Annotated in this window: 15 protein-coding genes and 2 pseudogenes; 6 read left to right on the top strand and 11 right to left on the bottom strand. The window is 58.0% G+C overall.

Translation table 11 applies throughout. The annotated features are described in order from the left end of the window. Window positions 1-135: 135 nt before the first annotated feature. From BN77_RS27225 to BN77_RS27200, 6 genes are read right to left on the bottom strand one after another with little or no spacing between them, the layout of a single operon-like run. Window positions 136-1485: an LLM class flavin-dependent oxidoreductase gene (locus BN77_RS27225; protein WP_007538269.1), complete on the bottom strand. Its 1350-nt coding sequence runs from the start codon at window positions 1483-1485 to the stop codon at window positions 136-138. An 11-nt stretch (window positions 1486-1496) separates the two neighbouring features. Next, a complete protein-coding gene (locus tag BN77_RS27220) occupies window positions 1497-2729 on the bottom strand; it encodes an SfnB family sulfur acquisition oxidoreductase (protein ID WP_007538268.1) in 1233 nt (410 codons plus the stop codon). A gap of 2 nt (window positions 2730-2731) precedes the next feature. Beyond that, a complete protein-coding gene (locus tag BN77_RS27215) occupies window positions 2732-3982 on the bottom strand; it encodes an SfnB family sulfur acquisition oxidoreductase (RefSeq protein WP_007538267.1) in 1251 nt (416 codons plus the stop codon). Then, window positions 3979-4632, bottom strand: coding sequence for a methionine ABC transporter permease (locus tag BN77_RS27210; RefSeq protein ID WP_040678534.1), 654 nt, complete (start codon window positions 4630-4632; stop codon window positions 3979-3981). Before BN77_RS27210 ends, BN77_RS27215 begins: the two co-directional genes overlap by 4 nt. Beyond that, window positions 4613-5740: a methionine ABC transporter ATP-binding protein gene (locus tag BN77_RS27205; protein WP_341872170.1), complete on the bottom strand. Its 1128-nt coding sequence runs from the start codon at window positions 5738-5740 to the stop codon at window positions 4613-4615. The genes BN77_RS27210 and BN77_RS27205 overlap by 20 nt, the downstream gene beginning before the upstream one ends. Continuing rightward, window positions 5737-6549: a MetQ/NlpA family ABC transporter substrate-binding protein gene (locus tag BN77_RS27200; protein ID WP_007538264.1), complete on the bottom strand. Its 813-nt coding sequence runs from the start codon at window positions 6547-6549 to the stop codon at window positions 5737-5739. The genes BN77_RS27205 and BN77_RS27200 overlap by 4 nt, the downstream gene beginning before the upstream one ends. Before the next feature lie 430 nt (window positions 6550-6979). On the opposite strand from BN77_RS27200, the pseudogene BN77_RS35150 reads away from it, so the two are divergent. After that, window positions 6980-7270: pseudogene (locus BN77_RS35150) on the top strand (LysR family transcriptional regulator); the annotation flags it as partial. A gap of 64 nt (window positions 7271-7334) precedes the next feature. Here the strand turns inward: BN77_RS35150 and BN77_RS27190 are convergent. Continuing rightward, window positions 7335-8711, bottom strand: coding sequence for an aminotransferase-like domain-containing protein (locus BN77_RS27190; RefSeq protein WP_007538263.1), 1377 nt, complete (start codon window positions 8709-8711; stop codon window positions 7335-7337). Between the two features lie 334 nt (window positions 8712-9045). On the opposite strand from BN77_RS27190, the gene BN77_RS27185 reads away from it, so the two are divergent. Beyond that, window positions 9046-9438, top strand: coding sequence for a DUF983 domain-containing protein (locus BN77_RS27185; protein ID WP_007538262.1), 393 nt, complete (start codon window positions 9046-9048; stop codon window positions 9436-9438). A gap of 27 nt (window positions 9439-9465) precedes the next feature. Here the strand turns inward: BN77_RS27185 and BN77_RS27180 are convergent, their stop codons facing one another. Both BN77_RS27180 and BN77_RS27175 read right to left on the bottom strand, forming a co-directional pair. After that, window positions 9466-9717 carry a type II toxin-antitoxin system TacA family antitoxin gene (locus BN77_RS27180; protein WP_007538261.1) on the bottom strand — a complete coding sequence of 84 codons (252 nt, stop codon included), beginning with the start codon at window positions 9715-9717 and terminating at the stop codon, window positions 9466-9468. A 549-nt stretch (window positions 9718-10266) separates the two neighbouring features. Then, on the bottom strand, window positions 10267-11349 hold the full coding sequence (locus tag BN77_RS27175; RefSeq protein ID WP_007538260.1) for a fatty acid desaturase: 1083 nt from the start codon (window positions 11347-11349) through the stop codon (window positions 10267-10269). A 223-nt stretch (window positions 11350-11572) separates the two neighbouring features. On the opposite strand from BN77_RS27175, the gene BN77_RS32605 reads away from it, so the two are divergent. The 3 genes and pseudogenes from BN77_RS32605 to BN77_RS35140 all read left to right on the top strand — a co-directional run bounded on the left by BN77_RS32605 (window position 11573) and on the right by BN77_RS35140 (window position 12370). Continuing rightward, window positions 11573-11806 (top strand): hypothetical protein, encoded by a 234-nt coding sequence (locus tag BN77_RS32605; protein WP_081593606.1) that lies wholly within the window; start codon window positions 11573-11575, stop codon window positions 11804-11806. A 241-nt stretch (window positions 11807-12047) separates the two neighbouring features. Next, window positions 12048-12119: pseudogene (locus BN77_RS35740) on the top strand (hypothetical protein); the annotation flags it as partial. A 71-nt stretch (window positions 12120-12190) separates the two neighbouring features. Next, window positions 12191-12370, top strand: coding sequence for an oligopeptide/dipeptide ABC transporter ATP-binding protein (locus BN77_RS35140; protein WP_244426267.1), 180 nt, complete (start codon window positions 12191-12193; stop codon window positions 12368-12370). Here BN77_RS35140 and BN77_RS27165 read toward each other — a convergent pair. Beyond that, a complete protein-coding gene (locus BN77_RS27165; RefSeq protein ID WP_007538258.1) occupies window positions 12352-13158 on the bottom strand; it encodes a phosphate/phosphite/phosphonate ABC transporter substrate-binding protein in 807 nt (268 codons plus the stop codon). The genes BN77_RS35140 and BN77_RS27165 overlap by 19 nt on opposite strands. Window positions 13159-13246: 88 nt before the next feature. Here BN77_RS27165 and BN77_RS27160 point away from each other — a divergent pair, with 88 nt between their 5' ends. Further along, the gene (locus BN77_RS27160; RefSeq protein ID WP_341872169.1) at window positions 13247-13510 is read left to right on the top strand and encodes a hypothetical protein; all 264 of its coding nucleotides are present in this window, start codon (window positions 13247-13249) and stop codon (window positions 13508-13510) included. Here BN77_RS27160 and BN77_RS35985 read toward each other — a convergent pair. Then, the coding region (locus tag BN77_RS35985; protein WP_425280254.1) for a hypothetical protein at window positions 13507-13907 on the bottom strand (401 nt) is incomplete at its 5' end. The two genes, BN77_RS27160 and BN77_RS35985, sit on opposite strands and share 4 nt — an antisense overlap.

The following is a 13907-nucleotide window of genomic DNA, read 5'->3' as shown; positions in this document are numbered from 1 at the left end:
CCTCATAAGGCCATCGATCGAATAGCCGCAAAGTCTTGGGGTTCGCATTTCACGGCTCAGCGCTTACTGCGGCACGTCCGCGGCCAACTGGATCCCCGGGGCTTACGAAGGTTTGACGGGATTGAAGTGAGGACTTCAGATCGCGAACGATCGAGCAAAATGCCGATCTGGCAGCCGGTCCCCTGCTCCGAAAAGCTTTTTTCGCAGCGTACCGTCTGCATAAGCGGTTTTGTATCGTCCGCGCTCCTGTAACCTCGGAACGACATGATCGACGAAATCCTCGTAGCTCTCCGGAACAACGGTTCTGGTAAGATTGAAGCCGTCGATCTCGCCCTCGTCCATCCAGGAAATCATCTCCGACGCCACGCTGTCGCCATCTCCCACAATGAGTGGATAGCGCCCCCCAATCTTCAGTTCCTCCAAAAGCTGGCGCTTCGTCCAACGCTTCTCCTGCGCCAGCTGAGTGACAGATTGGATGGAGTTGGAGGTTCCGTAAGAGATCGGTTCATCCAGCTCGAACGTCGAGAAGTCGATCCCAGTGCCAGCCGAAAAGTGAGCCAGCCCGGCTTCGGGGTTTGCGTAGTGGAGATAATCCCGATATCGATCCTGCGCCGCGCTCTGTGTCGAACCGGTGATGACTGTTATGCCGACGAAAATCTTTACATCGTCGCCATTCCGACCGGCTTTGACCGCTCCCTCGCGGATGGCCCGTGCGGTCTTGCAAGCGGCAGCCTTGTCGACCGCGGTGATGAAGACGCATTCCGCGTGTTTCGAAGCGAATTCCTTTCCGCGGCCGGAGGTGCCGGCCTGATAGAGGACGGGCGTGCGTTGACGGGAAGGCTCCGCGAGATGATAACCGGTGGCCTTGTAGTAGCGGCCCTCGTGCACGATCGGCTTCACTCTGTTTGGATCCGAGTATCTGCGGCCTGCCTTGTCAAGCAAGACCGCCTCGTCTGACCAGCTACCCTCCCAGAGCTTATAGAGGACCTCGAGGTACTCGTCGGCGCGCTCATATCGGCTGTCATGCTCAGCTTGCGCGTCTTGTCCGACCGCACGCGCCGCACTGTCGAGATAGCCCGTAACGATGTTCCACCCTAACCGACCCTCCGTAAGGTGGTCGAGCGTCGACATCCGGCGCGCAAATAGATAAGGCGGTTCGCCGTTCACATTTACGGTGACACCGAAGCCGAGATGTCGTGTCACAGCCGCCATTGCCGAGATAAGCAAGAGTGGATCATTGACGGGCAGCTGGATCGACTCCCGGAGCGTCAGATCGGCTGATCCTTGATAAACATCGTAGACGCCAACGATGTCCGCCAAGAAAATTCCATCAAAAAGCCCGCGCTCAAGCGTCTTCGCAAGCGATACCCAATAGTCAAGTGTCTTGTACTTGTAGGATTGATCACGCGGGTGTGCCCATAGCCCATGATTGATGTGGCCCACCGAATTCATGTTGAACGCGTTGATCAGAATTTCTTTTGTCATCGTAAAATGGCCTAAATGGCACCGTGTCGTGGCGGCGCGCGCTCGTTCAGGTAATAGTTTCCGATGGCCTGGTACTTCCAACGGACCGGGTCATGGAGTGTGTGCGTTCTGACATTGCGCCAGTATCGATCCAGGTTAAGCTCGCTCGCCGTGGCGGAAGTGCCGGACAATTCGAACAATTTCGATGCGGCTAGCAGGCCAGCTTTTGTCGTCAGAATTCTGGCTTCGGCTACTGCCACCGATGCCGCGGCTACGGCGGCTTCTGTCGGCGTGGATTGTGCGTCATCTACAAAGCGGGATGCACGGCGCAACAATGCCCCGGCGGCCTTCAGCTTGACGTTCACCTGGCCCACTGCGCTGACCGTTAGAGGGTCGTCGGAGGCTCTTTCGACATTCGCGTCAATCCACGGCCTGGCTCGCTCGCGGACAAAGCGCTTCATCTCTTCATGTGCTCCAACGCCAATGCCGTAATCGATGGCCGCGTGCATCAACTGGGCGAACGGCCCGATCGTGGTTGCCGTGTCGAACGAGGCCTGGAACGGTATGATCCACCGTTCCTCTACACGAGCGTTATCGAACGTTACGGAGCCACTCCCGGTTAAGCGCTGCCCGAATCCGTCCCAGTCGTCGATGACGGCAACGCCTTCCGTTTCTCTTGGGATCATCACCAGATACGAAACCTGTTTGCCTCCCTCTTGCGCGATAGCAAGCGTCGGGATCCAGTGCGCAAAGATCGCCCCGGTGCAATAGAATTTGCGACCGTTGACGATCCAGTCTCCGTTCTCTTGACGCAAGGAGGTTCGTCTTTTGAAATCCTTGTTGCCAATCTCCGCAAGCGCATTTCCAAATCGTTCGCCGGCGAGGACGCGATCGTAGAAAAAGCGCTTCTGCTCCCAGCTTCCGCCGACGCGTAGTGCCTCAAGTGCATAGAAATGGTTCTGTGGGATTTGCGAAAGCGATCCGTCAGCCGCCCCGATCGTCGATATGATATCCGCGACCGTCTTAGAATCGAGCGCGGGGCCGCCGAACTCCCTTGGAACGGTGACACCCCAAAGGCCACTCTGTGAGAACTGTTCAACTTCGCTCCAGGGAAGCTCGCGACCGCGATCCCTTTCGGAAGCCGACACGGCAAAGCCCGCGGCGAGCTTACCCGCTACTTCGATGGCTTCCTCGTGGCTACCAATGACCGGCGGGACGCCTGTTGGCCGAGAGGCCGGCGCGGCAACTTTTGCTTCATCGCTCATGGCTAATTCCACTGATGCCGCTTGGGGAAAATGTCGTTCAGTTCGAAATTGCCCACCAGGTGATACTTCCACCGAACTGGATCGTGCAGAGTGTGCGTCCTTGCGTTCCTCCAATGGCGGTCAAGATTGTGGGCGGCACGTGTGGCCGAGGAACCCGCTAGATCGAAAAGCATCTCGCTTGCCTCCAGCGCGACTTCCGTGGTGAGTATCTTTGCGTTCGCCACCGCTACAGAGGCCTCTGCGCTGGAACGTTCGGTCACAGTCCTCCTCGCGATCTCATCAAGGGCGGCAGCGGCCTCATAGAGCACCTGCTGGGCAGCGTGGTAGCTCGTGTAGAGGTTTCCGATTTCATGGATGATGGTCGGATCGTCCGCCGCGCGCTCGCCGCCGAAATCGACCCACGGGCGTGCCCGGTCTCTCACGAAGGACACCGCATCGGATATTGCCGCGCCAGCAATACCGCAATCAATCGCGGCCTGGATCAATTGCGAAGTGGGGCCGGCGAGTCCCGGCCTGTCCTTGAACTCCGTCATCTGGAAAACAAGATCGGGATCGACCGCTGCGCCGTCGAAGACGACCGATCCGCTTGCTGTTGTCCGCTGCCCGAACGAAGACCAGTCGTCGACCACCTTGACACCGGGCTGGTCGCGTCGGACCCAGACCTGGACTGGGCTATTGTTGTCATCCACCGCGCGGGCTGGAATCCAATGGGCGAATATTGCACTGGTCGAATAAAAACGCCTCCCCGTGAGCCTCGGCTCTCCGTTGACCATCGATAGTCGAGTTGTGCTCGCCGTAACCACGCGGCTGCCTTTTTCAGGTCCAGCATTTCCAATCCGATGACCGTCGAGGACGTCACCGAAGATGCGGGCCTTCTGGCTCTCGCTCCCGATATCACGGAGCAAAGCGAGGACGCCGAATTGGTTTTGGGGAAGTTGGCCGAGCGATGGATCCGCTTCACACAGGATTTCAAAGACCTTGGCGACGGTTACCAAAGAGACCTCAGCGCCGCCGAACGCGCGCGGGACCGTGATCCCGCCTAGACCGCTCGCAGTGTATTCCTCAATTTCATCCCAAGGCAGTCGTCGTTCGCGGTCTCTTGACGATGCCTCCGTTTTAAAGCGTGCGGCTAACTTCTCCGCTACCCTCAACGCCTCGATGTCACTAGTTATCAAATGCGGCTTCGCGGGTGGGCGCGGCAAGCGATTTTCAACCGGCCGGTGATAGACACTGTCAGCCATCATCGACCTCATCGTGCCTTCAGGCGGCGTACTACAGCGTCGCCGCTAAGCTGGACGGCACATACCAAGGCAATGAGCACGACGATCACCGCCGCCATAACAGTCGTGTCAAAACGCTGATACCCGTACCGGATTGCCATATCGCCCAAGCCTCCCGCACCCACGGCACCCGCCATCGCGGAGGCTCCAATCATGCTGACGACGGTGATGGTGAACCCGCCAACAATTCCGGGAAGCGCCTCCGGAAGCAGGACGTGCCTGACGATATGCCATCGCTTGCAACCGATGGCCTGCGCTGCTTCAATCAGTCCGCCATCGACTTCCCGCAGGCTGACTTCCGCAATTCTCGCGAAGAACGGTGTTGCACTGATAGAAAGCGGCACGACTGCGGCCCACACCCCGATTGTAGTTCCGGTGATCAACCGAGTGAGGGGTAACAGGGCAACGAGCAACACAATGAATGGCGTTGCTCTAAAACCATTGATAACCGCGGCCAACGATCGTTGGGCATAGGGCGCCTTTATGAGACCCTCGGGGGCAGCGAGAACGAGGAAGACTGCAAGCGGGATACCGGCGACCAGCGCGATCAGAGCCGACGTGCTGACCATGAGAACGGTGTCCAGCAGCGCCTGCCAGAGGCGCTCATACATCATCGCGGACATAGCCGAGTATCCTTGCGTTATCTGCAAGTCCCTCAAATCTGGAGAGAGCGACTCGGTCGTCTGCGTCAGTTGTCAAAAGCATCCGGCCGTACGCATGGCCTTGGATCCGGTCGACCACGCTTTGAACGATCTGCACCGATGGGCCGACAACCCTCGCCAACTCCTGGAGCTTGATACCTTCACGCCCATTGCCCCCGTAGGTAAGTTCAACGAGCGCCCGTTGGTGAAAGTGCTCGCGCTGAGATGCCAGCCGGTCCGCGATATCACGCGGAATACCTGGCTCCAGCGGTTTGAGCAGTGCCTTTGTGGCTGCATGGGCTGGCTTGCTGAAAATCTCCCAGGTCTTGCCAGCCTCTGCGATCTGACCGCTTTCGAGCACAACGACATCGTCACAGATCTCACGGACGACGCTCATCTCGTGCGTGATAAGCAGGATTGTGATGCCCAGCGACCGATTGATGTCTTTGAGCAGCTCGAGGATTGAGAGCGTGGTCTCCGGATCAAGCGCGGAGGTCGCCTCGTCGCAAAGCAGAATTTCAGGTCGGTTTACCAGCGCCCTCGCGATGCCTACCCTCTGCTTTTGCCCACCTGACAAACGCGAGGGATAGGCGTCCTGCTTCCCTTCGAGGCCAACAAGCCGCAAAACATCAGCAACTCGCTCGTCGATTTCGAGCTTGGGTACACCCGCCACTATCAGAGGAAGCGCGACGTTGCCCCAAACTGTTTTCGCCGAGAGCAAATTGAAGTGTTGAAAGACCATTCCGACCTTGCGTCGGAATGTCACGAGTCCGTCGTCACTTAGCGATCGGACGTCCACCCCGTTTACCACGACGCGGCCCTCGGTGGCGGTCTCCAGCCGGTTTACAGTGCGAAGCAGACTCGATTTCCCTGCCCCGCTCCGACCTATGATGCCGAAGATCGAACCTTGTGCGACGTCCACGGTGATGCCTTTGAGGGCATGGACGGAGCCATTGTTCGTATCATAGGTCTTTCCCACGCCGTCAAACGAGACCGCTATTGCCCGCGCGGGATTGGGCGACAAACCTTCACCGCTTTCCGGCGAAGGTGCCACGATGTGATCGAACCGGCTAACGGATACCGAGGTCAATTCGTTGCCACCCAAGGCAGCGTGTAGAGCTTTTTGTCGGATGCGAACGCCTTATTGATCGCGTCCTTCACGGCCTGCGATTTCTGGTAAAGAGTGACCAGCTCCTTGATGGCCGGATCCTCCACACGGTCGGATTTCACGGCAAAAATGATAGCGAACTGCTTGTCGTCGACACCAGAGTAGAGAAGCCCCGAACTCGGATCGAACGCCTTAGAGGCGACGATAAAATGAGGGTACCCCTGAGCCAGATCAACGTCGCCGGTCACGCGCGCAAGCTGGGGACCCTCGACTTCGGTGAAACTCAGGTTCTTCGGATTTTCGGTGATGTCGTCAAGGGACCCCTTGAATCCAACGCCGTCCTTGAGCTTGAGAAGACCTGCGCGCTGGAGAAGCAGGAGTCCCCGGCCCTGGTTAACCGGGTCGTTCGCAATGGCAACCTTGCCGTTTTTGGGGATATCTTCGAACTTCTTGTACTTCAGCGAGTACAGCCCGATGTTAGCAAGCACGCCAATGCCTGCGCTTTTGAAATCATAGCCACGTTCCTTGATCGCATTGTCGAGGAACGGCTGATGCTGGAAGTAGTTGACGTCGATGTCGCCGGATTGGAGGGCAATATTCGGGGTGGTCCAATCGCTGAACTCGACCACTTGGAGATCGAGACCTTTGGCCTTCGCCTCTGGGATCAAGGCTTCAATCGAGTCCGCGTATACGCCAGGGACAACGCCGACTTTCAACGAGGCCGCCGTTGCAGGCAAAGAGAAGGACAGCGCGGCCACAGCCACAAGCAATGTTCTAAGCGTAAGTTTCATTGGTTGATCCCTTATTTGGTGGGAACAACGTATTGTCTGTAAATTTGATAGACAAAGATGAATTTTGCAAGATGACTTTCGGTTCGAGAAAATTTTCGCAGTCTCAACGTCATTCAGTCGATGGGGATGCTTCCGGTAGCGAACGAATTGACGGCTTGACCTCCCCGTCGGTCAAAACCAGATCAGCTAGAGTTCTCGTTCGGCCGGAATTGAAGGTCGATCTCAAGCTCAAATGAACCATGCCCGCTCTTCGACCTCATTCACCGCGCCGGGCCGAAGGCTTTCCGAAGTCGTCCTAGGCGAGGTGTACCCGCCTGGCAGCCGCGCAAGGTTGTAGTGTCACGAGTGAGGCTTCCCCCCGTTCTTGGCGTCTAGTCACCAGCTCTGATTTGGACTACCAACAACGTATCAGACACTTGCGCGGTGTGTCATGGATCGTCTTGATGCAATGAGGGTGTTTCGTGCCATGGCCGATGCCGGCAGCTTGTCGGCGGCAGCAAGGTCCTCAACGCCCCGCTGCCAAGTGTGAGCCGCAAGGTTGCCGATCTTGAGCGGCTCCTTGGGACAAGCCTCATCATCCGCACTAGCCGGAATTGTGCAGCTCACCGATGCAGGGCGCGAGTACGCCGAAGCTGCACGCAAGATCATCACGGACCTCGAGGAAGCCGAACGCCGAGCCTCCGCTGAATATCAAACTCCCCGGGGGACGTTGACGGTATCTCGTTCGTCCACCGCGCGCCTGTTGCACCACGGTGAGGATGGTCGAGACTTTGCCGATTTTTCGGTCAGACCACCATCGTCGAGAATGCGGGCTGCTGGGCCAATAGGTCCGACATAACCCCTAGGGCACGTGTAAGTTCCTCCAGGTTCACCGGAGCCCCGAGCGCAAGTCGTATGGCTTCGGGCGCGGACCCAATCGCAAAGGCGTCGCTGGCGACAATACCGATCCCTATCGAGCGCAATCTGGAAACCAGTTCGCCTCTCGTCCAAGGTTCAGGAACCTTTAGCCACACGTGGAAGCCGCCCGGAGAGGATTCAACATCGAACGGAAGGAGCGCCTTGACGGCATCCAGGCGCTTCACTGTTTCTTTGACTATTTCGCCTCTGACGATATCCGCTACTCCCGTCTCTATCCATTGAGACGCTAGAGCACTCGTGAGCGGAGACACAATTGACGCTGACGCCCGGATCGCATTGGCCACCCTATGTGTACGACCTTCCGGTACAGCGACATATGCGACTCGAAGGGCGGGAGACAGGCATTTGGATAAGCTGGCCACATGATAGACCGCCTCCGGCAGCAGCGCAGCGAGTGGCGGTGGCGGTGCCGGGACAAGGGCGCTATACGCGTCGTCTTCGATAATCGGCACGCCATATGTCCGCGCAACATTGACGAGATCGTGCCTTCGATGAACGGGCAGTGTCCGTGTAGTCGGATTGTGAAGCGTTGGCATACAATAGAGCGCTTTCGGCTTCGCCTCCCTGCATACCTGCGCAAACGCGTCCGGAACAAGCCCTTGATCGTCCATTGCAACCGCAGCCAATTTGAGCCTGAGATGAGAAGCGATCGAGCGAAATCCGGGGTATGTGAGTTCTTCTGCACAGACGACGTCACCGGGCTCTGTCAGCACGCTGAGAATGGCGTGAAGCGCTCCCTGCCCGCCCGAGGCGACTACGACTCGATCAGGCGATATCCCCGGAAGCCGGCTTGAAAGAAAGGAGGCAGCGACATTACGATCCTCCATAATGCCGCCGGGCTCCTGATACCGTAGTAGGAGGTCCAAGCCTTGTTGCTGAAGCTCTTTCACGCCATCCCACATTCTCTGCTCCAGGCTGGGATCGTGAAATCGCGGCGGCAGGTTCATGCTCATGTCGACGACGCCCGAGGGCTGCTGTGGTGGTCGCGCGCCACGCTTTGATCGCACGTATGTCCCTTGACCTACCTTGCCTTCAATCAGGCCACGGCTGCGGGCTTCCGAGTAGGCTCGGCTGACTGTGGTAAAATCGATGCCAAGGTCGTCAGCGAGTTTGCGCTGCGTTGGAAGGCGCACCCCTTCGGTCAATCGCCCATTTGCAATGTCCTCGGCCAAAGCATCTGCAATCGACAGGTAGATAGGTCCCTCACGGTTGCTAAGCTGAGGTGTCCAAGATGTCGCAGCCATCGATTTTCCATTGTTCTGCATTCAAAGAATATATGGAGATTATATGGATAACAAGCTAGCCCGGTTGTCAAGTTGGAGCCCGGAATGAACAGCAAGCGGGAATTCGAAGCCATCATAGCAGCCATGAAACTGGATGGCCGCTGCGCACTTTCCCTGCTCGGGGCCTAGCTCGAAGGCGCCCCTTCAGGTGGCTGTGTTGCGTGGGCGGAAAACTCGAGCCCATTAATCAGCCAAGGTACTCACTAAGCTCTGCGACAATTTGTAATATATGGCATTTGATTGGATTATTGTATGTAAGTAATGCATTCAATCAATCCTTAGAAAGAATTGAGCAATGAGCAACCAATGGCCTCCGTTGCCTCCAATCAGCACTGGATTGCGTGGGTTATGCCCTCAGTGCGGGCAGGGGCACCTTTTTGACGGTTTTCTGACTGTGAAGCCCAAATGCGAAGTTTGTGGCCTCGACTACTCGTTCGCCGATCCAGCAGATGGCCCAGCGTTCTTCGTAATCTGCTTCACATGCGTGCCAGCAGTGGCAGTGGCGTGCTGGATTGAGGTTGTCTATTCCCCCTCGATATGGGTGCATCTCTTCACGTCCCTCCCGCTGGTACTTCTGGCTTGTCTTTTGCCTCTCCGGCCTCTGAAGGGCTGGCTCATCAACAGTCAGTTCTTCTTCAAGGCGGAAGAGGGAAAGATCGACCACGACTACGTTCGACCGAAGTTGTGAGGTAGCGCTCCTCACGAGTGGATAATGTCAAGTAATAACCCGGAAATATGCATCGAGCCGGGTAACGTATTCAGCATAGATTTCCGGGCTTACCGTGATGATGGTGCGGTCGAGCAGCACTTCCTCGGCGCGGCGCTCGGAAGCTTCCAACATGAAATCCGTTCGCGTCTTGCCAAGCAACTCAGCGGCCCCGTCGATCAAGTTGCGGGTCGCAGGCTTGATGCGCATATTCAGCGGTACGCTTGCGTCCGAGCCTTTGCTCGTGTGTGAGGTCGGCATGGCAAACTCCTGTTTGCACCTACATAGCGTAAAGGCGTGCGCTTTCCGAAATGGCAAATCGGCGATGGTGGCCAACTGCTTGGCGGTCTCGGCAAATTTTCGAGGCTTTGAATGGGCACCCTTGGGCGGTTTACCGGATTCTTCTTCAGGAAAGCGATAGCCTCGGCGGTCGCACCGGTCTTGAGATGCTGCGGAAGGGCATGGTCGATCATGCAGTGGGAGCGGCGCGTTCCATTGGCAGAGGTGATTTCTCCTGAGCATCTCGCTAAATCTGCTTCCGCCGGCCGACTTCGGCTCGCGTGAGCTTGTGATCCAAAAATTGACTTCGAACGCTCCGTGGTACCGGCTTTACCGAAACCGGTATCCCAACCCTCTTGGCCACGGCTTTGGATCATGCCGATTTAGTGATCCCGAAGTGAGCCTGTCTCCTCCTAACCGGTTCGGCGTTGTTTACTTCGGCAGCAGTGTAAAGGTCTGCTTTGCCGAAGCGATCTTGCGTGAACGCGCCGTCGGTTCAAGAGGCACCTTCGCTATCGGTATTGCCGATCTTCAGGAGGTTTCTTGCGCGTCGGTCGAAATCAACCAGCCTCTGCTGCTCGCTGAATGCTGCGCATGCGCATACCGACCGATGCTGTCCGTGTCGCTTCGCATGAACTCGGAACCTGCTGCTTCAGCATCAGTGGGCGTCGATGACTGCCGGTGGGCTGGATGGCATGGATCGTCATGGGACTTCAAGAAGAAGCGCCGGGCGACGTCCAGATATCCATCATAGACGAGTCCGCCATTGATCCCGAGAAGTTCTTTCCTGTGCCTGCGATAGAGCCGCGGTATCCGATACCATGGAAGACCGGCCCGCTTGTGGTGCAGGATGTGCAGGTTGTTGTAGAGAAACAGCAGACCAAAAAGCGGGCTGTTTTCAACGACTGCCGTACGCTCGTCGTGATGATCGGCATAGCGGTGCTCGGCATATGACCGCAGTCGGCTGAGAGCCGCGCCGAGATAGACAAAGCCGAAAAGATAGAGCCAGGGCGGCATCTTACATACGTAGACCACCCAGATAAGGACGAAAGTCACGCCTATGGCATGCCGCGCCCAGAGCGCCGCCCGCTGTTGGTCGCCCTTTAGCACTATCGCAAGTTCCTGCGCCAGGAAGCTGAAGATCATGACGAACGGGCCGATCGTCAACCGTCCAAGCAATGTCATGTTCCAGGCCGCAACCATCTTGCCGACGCGGCCCATTCGTTCCCATGCGGCCTGTGTAAAATAGGAGGACTCAGGGTCTTCTATGGGATCGGTGAGATGTTCGTCGCGGTGATGCAACAGGTGACCGTCCCGATAGATCGCATAGGGCAGCCAAAGCGACAAGGGCGGCCAGCCAATTGCATCGTTGATGAAGCGGTTTCGGGTGGGGTGCCCGTGGATCACCTCATGCTGGAGCGACCCGTGCCACCCGATGAGCCAGCCACCGAGAGCGACAACGGCTACCAGCGGAAGCGATTGCCAGAACCAGGTGACGGCCAAAAAGCCACCATAGATCACGGTGGTGAGGGCTAGGGTTTGCCATTCGATGCTGGCGGTGGCGAAGAGAGCAGATTGTGGCGGAAGGCCATCGGCTGACGAAGGGTTGGACATAAAGGCAAATCCGGAAAGGCAAAAAGACGATAGATTTCAAGCGCCAAGCGCCGCCGCAGACGGCGCCGCATGGCTTTGCGGGAGAGCGGTGCAAAACGGAAACTGGTTGCGCCTGTGGGACTAAATGGAAAATATTTATTTTATGTAATTTGTATACTATTGGCTTTAATCCTTCCATAGAATTGCCGAGCCATGGCTCGGTCAGAATCCCGGAGGATATTCCATGACTTTCAATCCCACACGTCGACAGGTGCTTGCCGGCGGTGCTACCATCACAACCACCGTTGCTCTCGGCGGTATTCACCCAGCCTTTGCCAACGCCGACCGCACTAAAATCACCGTCCGCGTCGAAAAGGATCTTTCCAACCTCGATCCCGCCACCTTTGCAGGACCTTACGACCATCCCCGGCAGTGTCCCCGATCCAGGGCGCCGCCCCAGGGCTGCATTTTTTGCTGACCGCTGTCTGGCCCGCCATGACCGTTCCAGCGAAAAGCCGCGCATCGGCAGGCGAACGACAACCATCTATTCCTGCTGGCTGGAGGCTGGTTGCCGACGAGCCGACGGCGGGCCTGGACATTTCCGTACAGGGCGAGCTGCTCAATCTGCTGCGCGCGCTCCGCTCCCGTCTCGGCCTCAGCTATCTGCTGATATCCACAATCTTAACGTGGTAGGCCGCGTCACGGATCGGGTAGCGGTGATGTATCTTGGTCAGATCGTTGAGAGCGGGCCGACGACGGCGTTGTTTCGCGCGCCCGCGCATCCTTACACACAGGCGCTGCTCTCGGCCAATCTCACGCTCGATGCCGACAGGCGGAACCGGCGCATCATGCTTTCGGCGAACTGCCGAGCCCCAGCAATCCGCCCTCTGGCTGCCGGTTTCACAAGCGTTGTCCGCTGGCCCGGCCGAAATGCGCAAACGAACCCCCTGCCCTTCAGACTGGGCCAGGTGAGCGCAGCGTCGCATGCCACTTTCCGCTGTTGACGACGCCCGCCGTCATGCCTCAGGCGATTGTGGGGTAACCATGACGCGCAGCTTCCCGATCCAGCTCCGCCAGCGCTTCGTAATCGGCATCGCCGAGCAGGCTGATGCCGCGCAGCGAAAGCGTGTCGCGGACCTCTGCGAGGTTTGGATCGGCAATGGTTTCGGCCAGCGCTCGGCGCAGGATGACGAGATCCTTTGCCGGCGTCGAGGCGGCGGTGATGAAGGGCAAGCCCGGCCCTTTCGCCGTTTGCGCCAGAATGCGGACATCAGCGACACGGTCGGGATCGAAGCGCAGCGTATTGCCGTAGGTGATGCAGTCGATCGCGGCGACATCCGCCTCGCCGCTCGCAACCGCATCAATGCTCGCCCGATGGCTACGGGTCTCGATGACCGACGAGAAGAAGCGACCCTCAACCGCATACGGCGCGATGAAGTGACGGAAGAGATTGTAGCCGGAATTGCTGCCAGGCTCGTTGATTGCCGCGCGGCTACCGCTCAGATCCTCGATCGAGGCTACCGGCGACTTGGCATTGACGATGATGAAGCTGCATTTGAGTGGGCCGTCGCAGCCAGGAAGCCCATAGACCGGTGTCGCCACCAGTTGCACCTTGCTGCGCAGATGCTGGACGTAAGGATAGCCGCAGGTCTGCCCGAACAGCAGGTCCGGCCGAAGCCAGGCCTCATCATAGCGGATTTCGTCATCGAGCGCCGACGACGCCTCGAGCCCCTGGTCGCGAATGCGCGCGGCCAGCGCCTCCCAGAACAGCTGCGTCGCCTCCGCAACCGGCGGTGGGCTGACATACATGGCGAGGCTGGCAAAGGACATTTTTGTAAACTCCCGAAAAGCAGTCAAAGGCTATGCAATGCATAGATTTAAATCGCAACGGAATTTCTCCGTATAGAGGATGCCTGCCATGAGCGCCCCCGCGAAAAACCTCTTCCGTCCCGACGCCACTGGCGGAAATCCGGTGCGATGTACTCGTCATCGGGGGCGGCCCAGCCGGCTGCTGGCGGCGATTGAAGCCGCCGCCGCAAATCCCACGGTCGTCCTGGTTGACAAGGGCTATTTCGGCAGTTCCGGCGCCACCGCCTCGGCCGGCACCCAGATCTGGTATGTGCCGCCGGACCCGGAAAAGCGAGAAGCGGCCATGGCAAGTCGCGAGGCGATGGGCGGCTAATTTTCCGAGCGCGCCTGGATGCTTGCCAGACGTGCTTCATGTGCGAGCTCTACTGCCCGGTTGACGCGCTCTATGTCGACCCGGATGCCGAAGCGACCCAGGGTCTGACAGTCGAGAGCGTTCATGCGAGCAACCTCTTCGGTAGCACCGGAAGGCAATTGGCTGGCATAAGCAATCGCCGCCATATCGAGATCATTTCCGGCTGCCTCAATAACTGTCCCCCGTGTGTGGCTAACGCCGGCCAATAGAGAGTGCACCTCTTCAACAGTGAGAAAGAGGCTGTCGACCTTTTCCTGAAACTGCTTGCCCAAAAGCGTTCTCGCGGCTATCGACCGAACGTTAGAGCCTGAGATTGACCGGTGCCGGCTTTTTGTGGCGAGCGGCTCCATTGAGGGGA

This window comes from Rhizobium mesoamericanum STM3625 (assembly GCF_000312665.1).
Taxonomy (GTDB): domain Bacteria; phylum Pseudomonadota; class Alphaproteobacteria; order Rhizobiales; family Rhizobiaceae; genus Rhizobium; species Rhizobium mesoamericanum.
Note: the sequence above shows the minus strand (reverse complement) of the source record. Positions and strands in the feature narration are given on the sequence as shown.

Coding starts and splice junctions, on each gene's coding strand:
- BN77_RS27200 (WP_007538264.1), bottom strand. CDS start 6,549: ATGAAACTTACGCTTAGAACATTGCTTGTGGCTGTGGCCGCGCTGTCC.
- BN77_RS27220 (WP_007538268.1), bottom strand. CDS start 2,729: ATGAGCGATGAAGCAAAAGTTGCCGCGCCGGCCTCTCGGCCAACAGGC.
- BN77_RS27190 (WP_007538263.1), bottom strand. CDS start 8,711: ATGGCTGCGACATCTTGGACACCTCAGCTTAGCAACCGTGAGGGACCT.
- BN77_RS27210 (WP_040678534.1), bottom strand. CDS start 4,632: ATGTCCGCGATGATGTATGAGCGCCTCTGGCAGGCGCTGCTGGACACC.
- BN77_RS27185 (WP_007538262.1), top strand. CDS start 9,046: ATGAGCAACCAATGGCCTCCGTTGCCTCCAATCAGCACTGGATTGCGT.
- BN77_RS27180 (WP_007538261.1), bottom strand. CDS start 9,717: ATGCCGACCTCACACACGAGCAAAGGCTCGGACGCAAGCGTACCGCTG.
- BN77_RS27165 (WP_007538258.1), bottom strand. CDS start 13,158: ATGTCCTTTGCCAGCCTCGCCATGTATGTCAGCCCACCGCCGGTTGCG.
- BN77_RS27175 (WP_007538260.1), bottom strand. CDS start 11,349: ATGTCCAACCCTTCGTCAGCCGATGGCCTTCCGCCACAATCTGCTCTC.
- BN77_RS27160 (WP_341872169.1), top strand. CDS start 13,247: ATGAGCGCCCCCGCGAAAAACCTCTTCCGTCCCGACGCCACTGGCGGA.
- BN77_RS27225 (WP_007538269.1), bottom strand. CDS start 1,485: ATGACAAAAGAAATTCTGATCAACGCGTTCAACATGAATTCGGTGGGC.
- BN77_RS32605 (WP_081593606.1), top strand. CDS start 11,573: ATGACTTTCAATCCCACACGTCGACAGGTGCTTGCCGGCGGTGCTACC.
- BN77_RS27215 (WP_007538267.1), bottom strand. CDS start 3,982: ATGAGGTCGATGATGGCTGACAGTGTCTATCACCGGCCGGTTGAAAAT.